Genomic DNA, 16,627 nt, shown 5'->3' with positions numbered 1-16,627 from the left:
CTGTGCCGGATCAACCGTCTTCCGGGGCGTCGTCTGCTCCGCAAGTCCCCGCCGCGCGGGAGGTGCGCGGCGCAGGCCGAAAGGCCCATCAGGAGGTAACAGCAATGGATGATGGCAATAGAAGCGGATCGCTGTCAGGTCTGACAGAGTCCGAGGCGCGGGAATTCCACGCCATATTCATGACCAGCTTCATCGTCTTTCTGGTGGTCGCGATCATCGCCCACATCCTCGTCTGGAACTGGCGTCCCTGGTTCCCCGGCGTGGACGGCTATGCATCGCTGATCGACAGCGCAAAGGCGGCGGCGCACGCGGTCGTTCCGTACATCTATCAGGCATAGGAGATCCGATATGTGGCGTATGTGGTTGCTCTTCGATCCCCGCAGATCGCTGGTGGCGCTGTTCACCTTCCTCATGGTGCTGGCGCTGTTGATCCACTTCATCCTGCTCAGCACCGATCGCTTCAACTGGATAGAAGGCCCGAGCAAGAAGCCGGCGGCAACCGCGCAGCACGCGATGCCAGCTCCGGTGGCGATGCGGCAGGTGCAGTAGCGAAGTCGCGCACGCGCACGAGGACCGGGTCCGCCCGGCCTCGTGACTGCGGGCCCGCTGGCATCTGCGGCACATGCACAAGAAACGACATAAGTAAGGAGGCCCGGCATGTCCATGCTCAGTTTCGAAAAAAAATACCGCATACGGGGGGGGACCCTGATTGGCGGCGACCTGTTCGACTTCTGGGTCGGCCCCTTCTATGTCGGCTTCTTCGGCGTCACCAGCATCTTCTTCGCGCTGCTGGGCACGCTGCTCATCATCTGGGGCGCCTCTCAGGGGCCGACCTGGAATCTCTGGCAGATCAATATCGCGCCCCCCGACCTGAAGTACGGGCTGGGCATGGCACCGCTGATGGAAGGCGGCCTGTGGCAGCTCATCACGGTGTGCGCGATCGGTGCCTTCGTGTCCTGGGCGCTGCGCGAGGTCGAAATATGCCGCAAGCTGGGCATGGGCTACCACGTGCCGGTGGCGTTCTCGGTCGCGATACTGGCCTATGTGACGCTGGTGGTGTTCCGTCCGCTGCTGCTGGGCGCCTGGGGACACGGCTTTCCGTACGGCATCATGAGCCATCTCGACTGGGTGTCGAATACCGGCTATCAGTACCTGCACTTCCACTACAACCCGGCGCACATGATCGCGGTGAGCTGCTTCTTCGCGACCACGCTGGCGCTGTCGCTGCACGGCGCCCTCATCCTGTCGGCCACCAATCCACCCGATGACGGCGTGGTGAAGACGCCGGATCACGAGAACACCTTCTTCCGCGACGCCATCGGCTACTCCATCGGCACGCTGGGCGTGCACCGCCTGGGCCTCTTCCTGGCCCTGTCCGCAGGTTTCTGGAGCGCCGTGTGCATCGTCATCAGCGGTCCGTTCTGGACACGCGGATGGCCCGAGTGGTGGACCTGGTGGCTCAACCTGCCCGTGTGGCGCTGACAAACACAAGGAGAGCGTCATGGCCGAGTACCAGAATCTGTTTACCCAGGTCCAGGTCCATGGACCCCTGTTTCCCGGTGTATCGACCGGGCGCGACGATCGCGAACGGGTCGGCACGCCGACCGATGTGCATCTGTTCGGCCGGCTGGGCGACGCCCAGATCGGTCCCATCTACCTTGGCTGGTTCGGACTGGCGTCGCTCATCTGCGGTTTCATCGCCTTCGAAATCATCGGCCTCAACATGATGGCTTCGGTGAACTGGGATCCGCGCGAATTCGTCCGCCAGTTGTTCTGGCTGGCGCTGGAGCCGCCGCCCGCGCACTACGGCCTGTCCTTGCCGCCTCTGAACGAGGGCGGGTGGTGGCTGATGGCCGGCTTCTTCCTGACCGTGTCCATCCTGCTGTGGTGGGTACGCATGTACCGCCGGGCGCGTGCGCTGGGCATGGGTACGCATGTGGCGTGGGCATTCGCCGCGGCGATCTGGCTCTATCTGGTGCTGGGCTTCATCCGGCCGGTGCTGATGGGGTCGTGGTCCGAGGCGGTGCCCTTCGGCATCTTTCCCCACCTTGACTGGACGGCGGCGTTCTCCATCCGCTATGGCAACCTGTTCTACAACCCCTTCCACATGTTGTCCATCGCCTTCCTCTACGGCTCGACCCTGCTGTTCGCGATGCACGGCGCCACCATACTTGCGGTCAGCCGCTTCGGCGGCGAGCGCGAGATCGAGCAGATCGTCGATCGCGGCACGGCAAGCGAGCGTGCCGCGCTGTTCTGGCGCTGGACCATGGGATTCAACGCATCGATGGAATCGATACACCGCTGGGCCTGGTGGTTCGCCGTGCTGTGCCCGCTGACCGGCGGCATCGGCATCCTGCTCACCGGCACCGTGGTGGACAACTGGTATCTGTGGGCGGTCAAGCATCACGTCGCACCGATGTATCCGGCCGTGTTCGGCACCGTCGTCGATCCGGCCACCGTGCAAGGAGCGCAACCATGAGTACGCTGAATGCGGCACTGCGTGTGATGTCCATGCTGGGGGCTGGCCTGCTGCTGTCGGCCTGCGAACGGCCGCCGATCGACACGGTGCAGCGCGGCTTCCGTGGCACCGCGATGGTCGAGGTCTACAACCCGCGCATCCTCGAAGGCGAGCAGGAGAAGAACGTCGTGCCGGCCGCGACGCCAGCGGCCCCGCGCGAAGGCCAGAAGGCGTCCGAGGTGTACCAGAACGTGAAGGTGCTGGGCGATGTCAGCGTGGCCGAGTTCACCCGGCTCATGGTGGCCATGACCGGCTGGGTAGCGCCGCAGCAGGGGTGCGCCTACTGCCACAATCTGCAGAACCTGGCCGACGACAGTCTGTACACCAAGGTGGTGGCGCGGCGCATGATACAGATGACGCAGCACATCAATGCCGACTGGAAGGCGCATGTCGCCGATACCGGCGTCACCTGCTACACCTGTCATCGCGGCATGCCGGTACCGGCCGAGGTGTGGTTCCAGCCGGCACCACAGAAGCATGCGCTGCGCGCAGCAGGCAACAAGATGGCGCAGAACACGCCGGACGCGGCGGTGGCCTATGCCTCGCTCCCCTATGACGCGTTCAATCGCTATCTGTTGAAAGCCGAGGACATCCGCGTCAACACAAGCACCGCATTGCCGACCGCGCCCTATGGTTCCATGGCAGCCACCGAGGCCACTTACGGACTGATGATGCACATGGCCGACGGACTGGGCGTGAATTGCACCTACTGCCACAACAGCCGCGCCTTCGCACCGTGGAAGGAGAGCACGCCACAGCGGGTGACCGCCTGGCACGGCATACGCATGGCACGGGATCTCAATACGACGTATATGGAGCCGCTGACCGACACCTTTCCGCCGCATCGCAAGGGCAGCGAGGGCGATGTCGCGAAGGTGAACTGCGCAACCTGTCATCAGGGGGCGTACAAGCCGCTCTATGGCAGCTCCATGCTGAAGGACTACATGGCCCTCAGCGCGGCCGGTGCCCAGGCGGCCCTTCCGCCGCAGCCTGCCGCCGGCGCGGCGCCCGGCCAGTGATCCACGCGCACTGAACCAGGCGGCCCGAGCCGCCCGGCTACCTCGTCCGGGCCGTCACCGCGGCTCTCTCCTCCGCGCTGGGCCAGACAGCGTATCCGCGGGGGCGGTACCGGACACCACGGCGTGCAGTTCCGCCCGGCCTGGCCGCCCCGCGAGCACTGCGCGGAGGAGAGGGTCATGCAAGTCCAACAGGTCATGTCAACCGGCGTACTGTGCGCCGCCCCCGGCGACAGCGTGCATTCGGTCGTGATCCACATGCTGAGCCGTCATTGCGGCGCGATTCCGGTCGTGGGCACGCAGCACGAGCTGATAGGCATCGTATCGGTGCGCGACATCATGCTGCCCATGTATCCGAAGCTGGGCGACTACATCCACGACAATGTCGGCACGCGGGACTTCCTGGCGATGGAGGAAGGCTACGATGCGGTGCTGGCGATGAAGGCCGAGCAGGTGATGACCCGCAACCCGCTCGCGCTGGCGCCGGAAACGCCGGTGCTCGAAGCGGCCTCGCTGATGGGTGTGAAGAACTTCCGGCGCATGCCGGTCGCGCAGGACGGAAGGCTGGTGGGCATGGTGAGCATCGGCGACATCAATCGCGGCCTGTTCTTTGCGCGCGTGCGCAGCGGGGGGTGACGCGGCGGCGGGTGCCCGGCGTGATCGCGCGCCGGTGCCGGATCATCACGCGATTGTGCCAGCGGCCCCGGGGCAACGATTTCCGGCGGGCGTCAGCGGGCGCTCCGGGTGCCGGCACGGGTGTCAGAACGGCTGAAGATCAAAGGAAACCTGGTGTGCGGTGTGCGCAGACAAGGGACACTGCGTTGCCGGCTGTACGGCGCGTTCCCCCGTATCATGCAGCGGCGTGTCAGCCGGTACGACGCATGGCGGCACGCGATCGCGTGCCCCACTTCCACAATCCGTCCAGTGGTACCGGCAGCATCATGAACAGATGCTCCAGCCCGGCCAGCCCGGCCAGTGTGGCGAGCAGCGCCGCGGACACCTGTTCCGCGCTGCCGGCGGGCGCGCGCGCGGCGCCATCGACCAGATGCGCGGTCAGCAGCAGGCAGCCGATCATCGAAAACGGCCACAGTGCATTCATGCGGCGTTGCCGGAAGTAGCTGCGCAGATAGTGCAGATGCGGCGGCAGCAGGGCGTCGCCGAGATTGCGTACCCCGAAGTGCAGATTGAGCTTGGCGCTGACCCGCATCACCCACAGCAGCAGGTAGGCGTGCAGCGCCACCGGATCGGCCGTGTCACGGGTGAGCACCCATAGCAGCAGCGCACCGGTCGCGATGGCCAGTTCGTGGTGCAGCACCACCTGGACCGCGCGCACGAAGTGCGCGGATGCGGCACAGCCGGGCGGCGCCGCCTGTCGTACCGGTCCGGTGATCCAGCCGGTCAGGAAGCTCAGCTCCATCCATCCCCATAGCGTCAGCGCGCACGCAAAGCCGAGATAGGCCGCGGAAGGACCGCTCAGATCGGCCGCATGTCCGGTCAGCGCCAGTGCGCACAGCGCGAGCACGGTCACGACGCCCATGCTGGCGCGGAAGGTCCGCGGATGGAGTCCGTCGAGGTAGAGGATCAGCCCCGTGCTCAGCCACCACAGCGCCAGAGTGAACAGGCCTGGCAGCACGAGGCCGACCGTGATGCCGTCCATCATCACCATGCCGGTGCCACGCGCACCGTCGCGGGCAGCTCGTTGCGCCGCACCGGGTGCAGATAGAGCCGGCCGAAGGTGAGGGCCGCCGACGCGATGCAGCGTGCCCGCGTGAGCAGACCGGCCACCCCGCCGCGCTGGCGCGCCGCCTCATGCGCCTGCGCGGTCAGGAAGAGCTTGCGCAGGCCGGCACGGAAGGCGGGACTGTCGGTATCCAGCGTCAGCGGGAACACCTGCCTGGAAATGTCGGACGTGATGCGGAACACGCGGAAATCATAGTCGTCCGCATCCAGGCCCATCGCATCGTGCAGCGCCGGCCGCATGTGGTCGCGCACATACATCGTGACGTAGACGGCGAGCAGGAAGAAGCGCACCCACAGCAGATTGGCGCCGCGCAGAAGGTGAGGGTGAGCGCGCAGGATGAGCGCAAACGATTCGCCGTGCCTGAATTCGTCGTTGCACCAGCGTTCGAACCAGCGGAAGATCGGATGGAATCTCAGCTCCGGATGACGTTCCAGTTGCCGGTAGATGGTGATGTAGCGCGCGTAACCGATCTTCTCGGACAGGTAGGTGGCGTAGAAGATGTACTTGGGCTTGAAGTAGGTATAGCGCTTGGTCCGCTTCAGATTGCCCAGATCCACGCCCAGTCCGTAGTCCTTCAGCGACATGTTCAGGAAATTGGCGTGGCGCGCCTCGTCGCGGGCCATGAAACCCATGAGCGCCTTGATGTCCGGGTTGTCGACCTGCTTCTTGATTTCGTTGTACAGCACGCAGCCGGAGAATTCCGAGGTGATCGAGCTGATCAGGAAGTCCATGAATTCGCGGTGCAGTTCGGGCGGCAGTTCGCGGATCTGCTCGGCGAAGTCGGCGGTACGCTGGAAGTGGTCATGGTTGTTGTCGCCCTCGTACTCCTGCATGGTGGCGTCCCACTCGGCGCGCACCGCGCTCACGTCGATGCGCTCCATGGCGGCGAAGTCGGTGGTGTAGAAGCGCGGGCTGAGTACCGTGCTGGTACGCGCGCGGTCGGTGGCTTCGATGGACAGCGGAACGGTCGGTGCGTGACTCATGGCTGGACTCCTTGAGCGATAGCTCGGTCGGGCGATGCGCGCAGCAGCCGCCCGAAGTCAGCGGCGTTGACCGGTCCGAAGGACTCGAGGTCCACGCGCTGACCGGTGCTGCGATCCATCAGGGTGAGTCGTCCGTCGGCGCGGGCGACCAGTTGGAAAGGTTCTGCGGCGCCTATCTGCTGGCGACGGCGCTCGCGCACCAGGCCGCGCAGCGCGCCGCGGACGAAGCCGTGCTCACCGACAAAGCGGTCGATCTGCGCGCCGTTGGCGGCATCGATCACGACGATGCTGCCATCCGCCCGGTCCTCGAAGCGCAGGGAACGGACTTCGGTGGCCGGCGCGTCCGGCACCCGGATGTCGGCGCCGGAAAGGCGCACCCCGGCCACCGCGACGATGACGCCGCACAGCAGCCCACCGATGGCCAGCAGCGGACCTCGCGCAAGGCCGGGATCGTCATGTGCATGGGCTTTCATGGCGGCGCTCACGATGCGACCAGACCGCCAGGCAGCGTGCGTACCGGTGCGGCGGCAGGCTGTCCGATCTGACCGGTGCGTGCATGCACCGCCAGCCAGGCCCGCGACAGCAATGCACTCACGCCTTCCGCATCGGCGATGCAGCACAGCATGGGTTGCGGACGCGCGAAATGCCAGGGACGCGCATGCGGCCACAGATGAACCAGGGCGATGCGGTCGGGCTCACCGATGTGCAGCGCGATATGGCCGCAGTCGTCGCGCAGGCGCCGCACATCGGCGGCGGTGATGCGCGCCAGGGGCAGGTTGAAGGTGAGGCTGAGCACGATGCCGATGCGCATCACGATGCGCCGGTCGGTCAGTGTATAGACCGTGGTGCGTGCGCTCAGCCAGGCGATCAGCGCGAGCATGCCGGTCGCGGCCGCCATCAGCGGCAGTGGCAGCGCTGCCGCGAGCAGCGCATCCTGCGCACTGCCGCCCTCGCCGTACACATAGCTTGCGCGCAGCAGCAGGATCAGTGCGAAGTAGGCGGCGATGGCGCGCAGGTGGAAGCGCTCGCGGGCGAGGCGGCGCCAGCATGGCGACCCCTGCCAGAGGACGGTCTCGCCAGCCGGCAGTGTTTCCGGCAGGCCGAGCGCCGGCTCGAACTCGTGTTCATGCCCATGGCTCGCGACCGGGCGCGGCGCGCTCACAGCAGCGGCTCCCGGCGAGAGGCCTCGGCATACAGCGTGCCGCCGCCGTAATAGGCCATCACCTTTTCCTCTTCCAGCAGCGTGATGCGGTCGTTCGCCTTGGGCTGGGGCACGTTGGCGAACTGGTGTCCAAGTATGGACTGCACGCGCACCGCGTCGCGACCGACGCGGCAGAAGTTCATCGGCAACAGTACGGAGCGGGTTCCGCCACCGACCGCGACATCGAGTTCGAGGTAGCGGAACATTGCTTCCGAACGATCCACCCACAGATCGCGCACCACGCCGCCCTGCCCGCCGTCGGCGCCAAGCACCGGCAGGCCGCGCGGATCGATGTCCTGGTGCGCGACGCCGTAGGCCGGTGCATCACGCAGCGGCACCAGTCTCAGCTCGCCGCTGTAGGTGAGGTCGGGCAGGTCGGCGCGATCCGACCATGCGCCCGGCCCGACGCCATCGAGCATGGGGTCGCCGGTGGGTTCGAGCGGCGCACCGGGCCAGGGTGCGCTCGGCACCGCCTTCAGTTCCTGCGGTGAGCGCCTGTCATTGGGAACCGTGACCGTGCGTCCGTCCTGCAGCCGGAAGGTTTTCGGGTCGGGAATGGCGGGAAAGCCCTGGACCCGGATATGCCCTGAGCGGTCGGACTCGAGCGGATAGCCTTCGCGCTTGCTCTCCTGGTGCAGGTAATAGATCAGTCCCGCGAAGAATATCCAGAACAGGTAGAGAACCACCTGTGCCACGTCGAAATACTGTGTGAATGCGCCGGTGCCCATGTCTTTCCTCCTGCAGGTATTCAGCCGGGTAGATCGGCCAGTCCGAATTTCGCGCCGGTGCGTGCCGACGCGGGCGGGGTGCTGCGCACCAGCGGTCCGAGGGCGACCAGGCAGGCGAACAGCATGTAGATTTCGATGTGATAGACGAAGCTGTAGCCGGTCGCTGGCGACTCCAGCGCGGTGCCCAGGGCGCCGGTCATGGCCAGTGCGGACACGGCGTCCCGCAGCGTGCCACCGAGCGCGATGGCCAGTCCGGTCGTGCTCGCATGCACCGCGCCCCAGGCGCCGAGGGCCAGTCCGTGCAGCCCGCCGTCCTCCAGGCCCATCGCGGCAGTCAGCATGCCGACCGAGAACAGCCCGCCGCCGAAGCCGATCAGGCCGACGCCGGCGCGGAACAGCGCGGTCGAATGCATCGGTTCGGCGAATACCACGGCGGAGAAGGCGACGATGCCGGTCAGCGCACCCAGCGCGGCAACCCGGCATGCATGCACGCCGGAGGCCAGCGCATGCGCGGCCAGCGCGAACGCGAGCAGCGCACCGACCGCCATCAGCGCGGTCAGTGCCGTGGTCGAACCCACGCCCATGTGCAGCACTTCGGCGCCATAGGGCTCGAGGATGATGTCCTGCATGCTGAAGGCTGCGGTCCCCAGACCGAGTGCGAGCAGATAGCGCACGGCACGCGCATGCGTGGCGAACTGCGACCACATGGTGCGGAAGGGGAGGGGCGGACTGTCGTCCACAGTCCGCCCGCGCGGCTCCTGCTTCCACAGCGCGGCGATGTTCAGCGCCATGGTGAGCAACGCGGCACCCTGCACCACCTTGATCAGCCTGAGCGGGCTGAAATCCGACAGCAGCCAGCCGAACACCAGGCCACTGCCCACCATGCCCACCAGCAGCATCAGGTACATCAGCGCCACCACGCGCGGACGATTTTCCGCAGGCGCCAGGTCGCCGGCCAGCGCCAGTCCGGCGGTCTGTACCGTCTGCATGCCGGCGCCGACCAGCAGGAAGGCGAGTGCGGCGCCCGCCTGACCCACCCAGGCCGGGCCCTGGCTGTCGCCCGACAGCAGGATGAGCGCGAAGGGCATGATGGCGAGACCGCCGAACTGCAGCAGCGAGCCCATCCACAGATAGGGTACGCGACGCCAGCCCAGCGCCGAGCGGTGCGTGTCCGAGCGATAGCCCAGCAGCGCGCGGAACGGCGAGAACAGCAGTGGCAGCGATACCATGACCGCAACCAGGGTGGCGGCCAGACCCATTTCCACGATCATGACGCGGTTCAGCGTCCCGATCAGCAGCACGGTGCACATGCCCACCGACACCTGGAACAGCGACAGGCGCAGCAGGCGGCCCAGCGGCAGTTGGTCGCTCGCCGCATCCGCGAACGGCAGGAAGCGTGTGCTTACACCCAGCCACAGGCGCGCGACGCGATTGACCGGAGAATGGGCGTGGCCGGCAGTCATGGCCTGATCAGTTCCATTGCCTGCGAGGTGTAGAAGCCACTGGCCACGCGCTGCGTGCGGCCGACGCCGACATCGAGCAGCCCCGGAGTCGTGTCGAGCAGGTGGCGCAGTCGGCGCTCGCTGACCGGTGCGATTTCCGGCGCCCGCTCACCACGCGGGAACAGGCGGCCCACGAAGTGCATGGCCGCCAGGGCGCGCGTGCGCGGCGGGAAGGTGAACAGCAGACTGTGCCGGCAGCGTGCCGAAAGGCCGGCCAGTACCTGCACCACCTCGGTTGGTGCATAGTGGATCAGCGAATCCATCGCGACGACGTGGTCGAACTCGGCCAGCGACGCGTCCAGCATGTCACCGGCGATGTATTCGATGTGACGGCTCAGTCCGGCGGGCACGCGCTGTGCGGCGATGCCGATCAGTGTCGGCGACAGGTCCACCGCGACCACTGAAGCACCGCGGCGCGCCGCCTCGACCGCCAGGGCACCGGTACCGCAGCCGGCATCGAGCAGGCGCCGCCCGCGCAGGTCCTGCGGCAGCCAGCCGAGCAGCAGTTCGCGCATGCGATCACGACCTGCGCGCACCGTGGCGCGGATGCGACCGACCGGCGCATCCGATGTCAGCCGGGCCCAGGTGTCGGCGGCCGTGCGATCGAAATAGGTGGCAATCTGGCCGCGTCGCTGCAGATAGTGTGTATCCATGTCAGTCGAATCCCAGGAGGTCGAACAGGTCGCGGTCCTTCATCGGCGCAGCGATGTGAGGCTCCGAACCGGCCCAGAGCGCGGCGGCCAGGCGCAGGTATTCCTGCTGCACCGCCTCGACTTCCGGACAGGTATCCATTTCGAACAGGGTGGCCTTCTTCAGCCGGCTACGCCGGATGGCATCCAGATCGGGAAAGCGGGCCATGGTGCTGAGCCCGACACGGTCATTGAAGCGGTCGATCTGGTCGGTGCCGCTGCTGCGATTCGCCACCACGCCGCCGAGGCGCACCTTGTAGTTCTTCGACTTCGCCTGGATGGCGGCGACGATGCGGTTCATCGCGAAGATGGAGTCGAAATCGTTGGCCGTCACCACCAGCGCGCGGTCGGCATGCTGCAGCGGTGCGGCAAAGCCGCCGCACACCACGTCGCCCAGCACGTCGAAGATCACCACGTCGGTGTCGTCGAGCAGGTGGTGCTCCTTCAGCAGCTTCACCGTCTGGCCGACCACGTAACCGCCGCAGCCGGTGCCCGCAGGCGGACCCCCCGCTTCCACGCACATGACGCCGTTGTAGCCGGTGAACACGTAGTCCTCCGGCCGCAGTTCCTCGGTATGAAAGTCCACGCTTTCCAGCATGTCGATCACGGTGGGTACCAGCGATTTTGTGAGGGTGAAGGTCGAGTCGTGCTTCGGATCGCAGCCGATCTGCAGCACGCGCTTGCCCAGCTTGGAAAAGGCCGCCGACAGGTTGGACGAGGTGGTGCTCTTGCCTATCCCTCCCTTGCCATAGACCGCGAACACCTTGGCGGTCGTGATCTGCAGGCCGGGGTCCTGATGGACCTGCACGCTGCCTTCGCCATCGGGCGGACCCGGACTGCGCCGCACGGGGATGCGGTCCAGCGCGATGCGGGTGGTCGTCATTGGGGTGGTCACTGTGGACTCCTGGTGGGGTGGGGAAGGACCTTCATGCGCGGGCCTGCTGGGGGAACACGCCTTCCAGCCTGTCCTCCAGTTCGTTGCCGGCTTCCATCAACCGCGACAGAACACCCTCGTCGGGCTGCCAGTAGCGGCGGTCGTGCGCCTCCAGCAGGCGCTGCGCGACGCGCGCCGCTGAGGTCGGGTTCAGTTCCGCGAGCCGGCTGCGCATGCCTTCGTCCAGCATGAAGGTCTGGGTGAGCTGCTGATAGATCCAGGGCGACACCTGGCCGGTGGTGGCGGACCAGCCGAGGGTGTGGGTGATGTGGGCCTCGATCTGGCGCACGCCTTCATAGCCGTGTGCCAGCATGCCTTCGTACCACTTGGGGTTGAGCATGCGCGTGCGTGTCTCCAGCGCCACCTGTTCATCGAGCGTGCGCACGGTGCCGCCGCCGGTGGTCTGGTCGCCGATGTAGACCGGCGCCACGGGCGCATCGGCGCCGCGCGCACGGCGCACTGCACGCGAGATGCCGCCCAGCGTGTCGACATAGGTGTCCACGGTGGTCACCCCCAGTTCGACCGATTCGAGGTTCTGGTAGGTGAGCTCGACGTCGGCCAGCATGCTGGACAGCAGACCGGTGTGCGCGACCGGCAGGCCATCGCGACCGTAGGCGTGGCCCTTGCGGCGGGTGTAGGTTTCGGCCAGTTCGTCCTCTTCGTCCCAGCAACTGTTCTCGATCAGGTGATTCACGTTGGCGCCATAGGCGCCTTCGGCATTGCCGAACACGCGCAGCGCGGCGGTTTCAAGATCGCAGCCGTGGCTGGCCTGGTAGGCGAGCGCATGCTTGCGCACGAAGTTGAGCGCCGGGTCCTCGTCCGCGCAGGCGGCCAGATGGGCCGCCTCGGCCAGCATGCGGATCTGCAGCGGCATCAGGTCGCGGAAAATGCCGGACAGCGTGATCACCACGTCGACGCGCGGGCGTCCGAGCGTGTCCAGCGGCTCCAGTCGCGCGCCGGCCAGCCGGCCATAGCTGTCGAAGCGCGGTGCCGCACCCATCAGCGCCATCGCCTGCGCGATCGGCCCGCCCTCGGTCTTCAGGTTGTCGGTGCCCCACAGCACCATGGCAATGGACTCGGGGAAGGCATGGCCGTCGTCGACGTGCCGCGCCAGCAGGCGCGCCGCCTGGCGCGCCCCGTCCATCACCGCGTAGGCACTCGGAATGCGGAAGGGGTCGAAGCCATGCAGATTGCGTCCGGTGGGCAGCACATCGGGTGTGCGCAGCAGATCGCCGCCGGGCGCGGGTCGAGTGAAGCGGCCGTCGAGTGCGCGCAGCAGGGCATCGATTTCGTGTTCCTGCGCCAGCAGCCGCGCGGTGACGATGAGTTCGTCCAGCGCGCCGGGCGCCGGTGTCGCCGTGGCTGGACCGCCGGCGGCGGCGACCGCATCGGCCGGCTGACCGGCCAGCAGCGCGTCCACCGTCGCATCGTTCAGCTCCAGCGCGTAGCGGGCGCGTGCCACCGCGCGCAGCAGGTCCGCGCGCTCGACCGGCGTGGGCACTTCGCCGACCACGTGCAGGCCGCACGGGATGAGCGTGTGTTCGAGTTCGCTCACCGCAGTGCACAGTCCCTGCACGTACGTTTCGCCATGCATGTCGTCCGCGCATTCGAGTTCCAGCGCCTCCGCCTGCGAGCGGATCAGCGCGAGCAAGGCTTCCGGTTCATCGTCCGGCGCGTGCCTGCGCCATCTTTCTATCGACGACTTCAGGTCGGCCAATCCGGCATAAAGACCGGCTTCGGTGATCGGTGGCGTCATGTAGCTGATCAGCGTCGCGCCCGAACGGCGCTTGGCCAGCGCCCCTTCCGACGGATTGTTGGAGGCGTACAGATAGATGTTGGGCAGCGCGCCGATCAGCCGTTCCGGCCAGCAGCGTCCGGACAGGCCCGCCTGCTTGCCGGGCATGAATTCCAGTGCGCCATGAGTGCCGAAGTGCAGCACCGCGTGTGCGGCGTAGTCGTCGCGCAGCCAGCGGTAGAAGCAGGCGAAGGCATGCGTGGGGGCGAAGCCCTGCTCGAACAGCAGGCGCATCGGATCGCCTTCGTAGCCGAAGGGCGGCTGCAGGCCCACGAACACGTTGCCGAAGTGCTCGCCAAGAACGAAGAGGTGGCGGCCGTCGCTCAGGTGACGGCCGGGCGCCGGGCCCCAGTGCGCCTCGATGTCGGCCAGCCACGGTTCGCGCCGGATGTGCTCCTCGGCCGGAATCCGGCAGGCGACATTGGCCGGCGTACCGAAGCGTTCCGCATTGCCGTGCAGCAGGCGGTCGCGCAGCGCCTGTTCGTCGGCCGGCAGATCCACCGCATAGCCTTCACGCGACAGGGCGGTTAGCGTGCGGTACAGCGAAGAGAACACCGACAGGTGGGCGGCGGTGCCGACGGCGCCGCCATTCGGAGGAAAGTTGAACAGCACGATGGCCACGCGCTTGTTCGCGCGCTCGGTACGGCGCAGCGCGACCAGGGCATCCACGCGCGCGGCGAGCTGTTCCGCGCGCTCGGCGCACACATGCATGTCGCGCCCGCCTTCGCTGGGGGGAAAGCTGCAGCAGCGTGCGCAGCCTTCGCAGCGACCGCCCTGTCCGTCGGAACGGCCACCGAACACCATGGGCTGGGTCGCGCCATCCAGTTCCGGTATGGCCACCATGATGGTGTTCTCGACCGGCATCAGGCCCCGTCCGGAGGCACCCCATTGCTCCAGCGTCTGGAACTCGACCGGATGCGCGGCGATATAGGGCACGTCGAGCCTGGTCAGCAGCGCTTCGGCGGCATGAGCGTCGTTGTAGGCGGGGCCACCCACCAGCGAGAAGCCGGTGAGCGACACGACGGCGTCCACCGTCGGCCGACCATCGCGGATGAAGAAGCGCTCGACCGCGGGGCGCGCATCCAGTCCGGTGGCGAAGGCCGGTATGGTGCGCATGCCGCGTGCCTCGAGCGCACGGATCACGCCGTCGTAATGCCCCGCGTTGCCGGCCAGCAGGTATGAACGCATCAACAGCACGCCGACCGTGCCGCCGGACTGCGCCGCCGGCAGACTGGCCTGAGCTTCGGTGATGCGCGCAGGCAGGTCGGGGTGGTAGAGGCCGACATCCGGGTACTCGACCGGCGCCGCCGCCGGCACCTTGCCGCGCAAGGCGGCGCGCGGACCGTCGGCATAGCGGTCGATCAACATGCGCACCATGTTCGCCACATTGTCCTGCGATCCGGCCAGCCAGTACTGCAGGGTCAGGAAATAGGCGCGCACGTCCTGCGCGGTGCCCGGAATGAAGCGCAGCAGCTTGGGCAGCCGGCGCAGCATGCGCATCTGCCGCTCGCCGGACGAGGCCGGCCTGTCCTTGCCGGTCTGGCCGCGCAGCCGCTTCAGCAGAGCAAGTGCGCCGCTCGGCTGCGCCTGCATGTCGAAGCGGCCGAGCCGGCTCAGCCGCGTCACCTCGGGCGCGGACATGATGCATACGATGGCATCGCATGCGTTGCGCCGCGCCGTCAGCGCCGGCAACACCGGCCGGTAGTGCTCCTCCATGAACAGCATGCTGACGATGAGCACGTCGGCGGTGGCGATGGCTTGTTCGCAGCGCGCCAGCGCCTCGGGACGGGCGATCCATTCCGCGGCCGCATACACTTCGAGCTGCAGCGAAGCCAGTGTGCGGCGAAGCTGGCTGCGCGCCCTTTCGGTGGCGCTTGCCAGATGTGTGTCCATCGTGATGATGGCCACGCGCACCGGCGTGTGAAGCACCTCGGCTTCAGCGCGAGAAGTGAGCTTTGGCATCGTAAAGTGTCTCCACCGTGATGCAACTCAGGCCCAGGCTGCGGGCGAACGTTTCGGTGTTGCGGCGTGCCTTTCCCCGGACGAAGAAGGGAATCTTCTTCAGCTCGCGTTCGCCTTCCTCGGTCCACGTCGGCAAGTCCTTGTCTGCGGCCACATCGGCGACCGCCATGGTCTGCCGCACGACCGCGGGCAGGTGGGAAGCCGGTGCGGCGTCGTTGAATTCGAAGTCATCGCGGAACATCTGCAGCAGGTGTTCCTCCAGCCCCATGACCAGCGGGTGGATCCAGCTGTCGAACAGGACATTCGCCCCTTCGAAGCCGAATACCGGACTGTGCCGGGCTGGAACGTCCTGCACATGGATGGGACTGGAAATCACCGCGCAGGCGATGCCCAGGCGCTTCGCAATATGACGTTCCATCTGCGTGCCCAGGATCAGTTCAGGCGCGGCCTCGGTGATGGCGCGTTCGACCTCGAGGTAGTCGTCGGTGATCAGCGCGGCGACGCCGTAGCGCGCAGCCGCCGCACGCAGCTCCCGCGCCGACTCGCGGCCGTAGCAGCCCAGGCCGGCGACGGTGAATCCCATTTCTTCGCTGGCGATGCGGGCGGCGGCGATGGCATGCGTGGCATCGCCGAAGACGAAGACGCGCTTGCCGGTCAGATAGGTCGAGTCGACCGAGCGTGCATACCAGGGCAGGCGGCAGTCGGCGGGTGCGCCGGCGCCGGGCAGGCCCGCATCGAGCAGGCGGTCGGTGCCGTCCAGACCCGCCAGAGCGGCCACCTCGTCGATGAAGTCGCGCGTGGCGCCGACACCCATCGGCACCGTGTGCGTGTGCGGCTGACCGAAGGTGCGCTGCAGCCAGCCACAGGTGAGGCTGGATACCTCGGGATAGAGGTCGACATTGAAGTCGGCATCCGCGATGCGCTGCAGATCGGCGTAGTGCGCGCCCAGCGGCGCGACCACATTCACCGTCACTCCGAGCGATTCCAGCAGGCGGCGGATCTCCTGCACATCGTCGCGGCAACGGAAGCCGAGCAGAGTGGGACCGAGAATGTTGGCGACCGGCGCTTCGCCCGGCATGCGCTCGCGTCCCCGGCCTGCGGCGATCCGTTCGTTCAGCGCACTGCGGACCAGACGGTAGAAGGTTTCCGAGGCACCCCAGTTTTCCTTGCGCGAGTAGGCGGGCAGTTCCAGCGGTACGACCGGTACCGGCAGTTGCATGGACAGCGCCAGTGCCCCGGCCTGGTCCTGCAGCAGTTCGGCCGTGCAGGATTCACCCACCAGCAGCGCGGCCGGGTGGAAGCGTTCCCAGGCGGCCGCCACGGTGCGCTTGACCATGTCCGCCGTGTCGCCGCCGAGATCGCGTGCCTGGAAGGTGGTGTAGCTCACCGGTGGCCGGCGGCCGCTGCGCTCTATCATCGTGAACAGCAGATCGGCATAGCTGTCGCCCTGCGGGGCATGCAGCACGTAGTGCACGTCGAGCATGGAGGCGGCGACGCGCATTGCGCCCACATGGGGCGGTCCTTCGTAGGTCCAGAGTGTGAGCTGCATGCCGGTCTC

At 67.1% G+C, this 16,627-nt stretch carries 16 protein-coding genes; 6 read left to right on the top strand and 10 right to left on the bottom strand.

What is annotated here, in order from left to right; all coding sequences use genetic code 11:
- Nucleotides 1-104: 104 nt before the first annotated feature.
- The 6 genes from pufB to A3Q7_RS0111065 all read left to right on the top strand — a co-directional run bounded on the left by pufB (nucleotide 105) and on the right by A3Q7_RS0111065 (nucleotide 4,170).
- On the top strand, nucleotides 105-338 hold the full coding sequence (gene pufB, locus A3Q7_RS0111090; RefSeq protein ID WP_018411950.1) for a light-harvesting antenna LH1, beta subunit: 234 nt from the start codon (nucleotides 105-107) through the stop codon (nucleotides 336-338).
- Nucleotides 339-348: 10 nt separating this feature from the next.
- Nucleotides 349-549, top strand: coding sequence for a light-harvesting antenna LH1, alpha subunit (pufA, locus tag A3Q7_RS0111085; protein ID WP_026224724.1), 201 nt, complete (start codon nucleotides 349-351; stop codon nucleotides 547-549).
- A gap of 108 nt (nucleotides 550-657) precedes the next feature.
- Nucleotides 658-1,482 carry a photosynthetic reaction center subunit L gene (pufL, locus tag A3Q7_RS0111080; protein ID WP_018411948.1) on the top strand — a complete coding sequence of 275 codons (825 nt, stop codon included), beginning with the start codon at nucleotides 658-660 and terminating at the stop codon, nucleotides 1,480-1,482.
- 19 nt (nucleotides 1,483-1,501) lie between these two features.
- On the top strand, nucleotides 1,502-2,479 hold the full coding sequence (pufM, locus tag A3Q7_RS0111075; RefSeq protein WP_018411947.1) for a photosynthetic reaction center subunit M: 978 nt from the start codon (nucleotides 1,502-1,504) through the stop codon (nucleotides 2,477-2,479).
- Nucleotides 2,476-3,537 carry a photosynthetic reaction center cytochrome PufC gene (pufC, locus tag A3Q7_RS0111070; protein WP_018411946.1) on the top strand — a complete coding sequence of 354 codons (1,062 nt, stop codon included), beginning with the start codon at nucleotides 2,476-2,478 and terminating at the stop codon, nucleotides 3,535-3,537. Before pufM ends, pufC begins: the two co-directional genes overlap by 4 nt.
- 177 nt (nucleotides 3,538-3,714) lie before the next feature.
- Complete coding sequence (locus A3Q7_RS0111065) at nucleotides 3,715-4,170, top strand: CBS domain-containing protein (protein ID WP_026224723.1); 456 nt, start codon at nucleotides 3,715-3,717, stop codon at nucleotides 4,168-4,170.
- A gap of 229 nt (nucleotides 4,171-4,399) precedes the next feature.
- Here A3Q7_RS0111065 and puhE read toward each other — a convergent pair whose 3' ends face one another.
- From puhE to bchB, 10 genes are read right to left on the bottom strand one after another with little or no spacing between them, the layout of a single operon-like run.
- Nucleotides 4,400-5,200, bottom strand: coding sequence for a putative photosynthetic complex assembly protein PuhE (gene puhE, locus A3Q7_RS0111060; RefSeq protein ID WP_018411944.1), 801 nt, complete (start codon nucleotides 5,198-5,200; stop codon nucleotides 4,400-4,402).
- Entirely contained in the window at nucleotides 5,194-6,258 is a 1,065-nt protein-coding gene (gene acsF, locus A3Q7_RS0111055) for a magnesium-protoporphyrin IX monomethyl ester (oxidative) cyclase (protein ID WP_018411943.1), read from the bottom strand. Before acsF ends, puhE begins: the two co-directional genes overlap by 7 nt.
- Nucleotides 6,255-6,731 (bottom strand): photosynthetic complex assembly protein PuhC, encoded by a 477-nt coding sequence (puhC, locus tag A3Q7_RS0111050; protein WP_018411942.1) that lies wholly within the window; start codon nucleotides 6,729-6,731, stop codon nucleotides 6,255-6,257. Before puhC ends, acsF begins: the two co-directional genes overlap by 4 nt.
- 8 nt (nucleotides 6,732-6,739) lie before the next feature.
- Nucleotides 6,740-7,420 (bottom strand): photosynthetic complex putative assembly protein PuhB, encoded by a 681-nt coding sequence (gene puhB / locus A3Q7_RS0111045; protein WP_018411941.1) that lies wholly within the window; start codon nucleotides 7,418-7,420, stop codon nucleotides 6,740-6,742.
- On the bottom strand, nucleotides 7,417-8,187 hold the full coding sequence (gene puhA / locus A3Q7_RS0111040) for a photosynthetic reaction center subunit H (protein ID WP_018411940.1): 771 nt from the start codon (nucleotides 8,185-8,187) through the stop codon (nucleotides 7,417-7,419). Before puhA ends, puhB begins: the two co-directional genes overlap by 4 nt.
- 20 nt (nucleotides 8,188-8,207) lie before the next feature.
- A complete protein-coding gene (locus A3Q7_RS0111035) occupies nucleotides 8,208-9,650 on the bottom strand; it encodes a BCD family MFS transporter (protein WP_018411939.1) in 1,443 nt (480 codons plus the stop codon).
- Nucleotides 9,647-10,342, bottom strand: coding sequence for a magnesium protoporphyrin IX methyltransferase (bchM, locus tag A3Q7_RS0111030; protein ID WP_018411938.1), 696 nt, complete (start codon nucleotides 10,340-10,342; stop codon nucleotides 9,647-9,649). The genes A3Q7_RS0111035 and bchM overlap by 4 nt, the downstream gene beginning before the upstream one ends.
- Before the next feature lies 1 nt (nucleotide 10,343).
- Complete coding sequence (gene bchL, locus A3Q7_RS0111025; protein WP_232417949.1) at nucleotides 10,344-11,273, bottom strand: ferredoxin:protochlorophyllide reductase (ATP-dependent) iron-sulfur ATP-binding protein; 930 nt, start codon at nucleotides 11,271-11,273, stop codon at nucleotides 10,344-10,346.
- A gap of 31 nt (nucleotides 11,274-11,304) precedes the next feature.
- Complete coding sequence (locus tag A3Q7_RS0111020) at nucleotides 11,305-15,069, bottom strand: magnesium chelatase subunit H (protein WP_026224721.1); 3,765 nt, start codon at nucleotides 15,067-15,069, stop codon at nucleotides 11,305-11,307.
- A complete protein-coding gene (bchB, locus tag A3Q7_RS0111015; protein ID WP_026224720.1) occupies nucleotides 15,044-16,618 on the bottom strand; it encodes a ferredoxin:protochlorophyllide reductase (ATP-dependent) subunit B in 1,575 nt (524 codons plus the stop codon). The genes A3Q7_RS0111020 and bchB overlap by 26 nt, the downstream gene beginning before the upstream one ends.
- Nucleotides 16,619-16,627 lie beyond the last annotated feature (9 nt).

The organism is Methyloversatilis thermotolerans, from assembly GCF_000372885.1.
Taxonomy (GTDB): domain Bacteria; phylum Pseudomonadota; class Gammaproteobacteria; order Burkholderiales; family Rhodocyclaceae; genus Methyloversatilis; species Methyloversatilis thermotolerans.
This window is presented reverse-complemented; position numbering and strand designations above follow the sequence as displayed.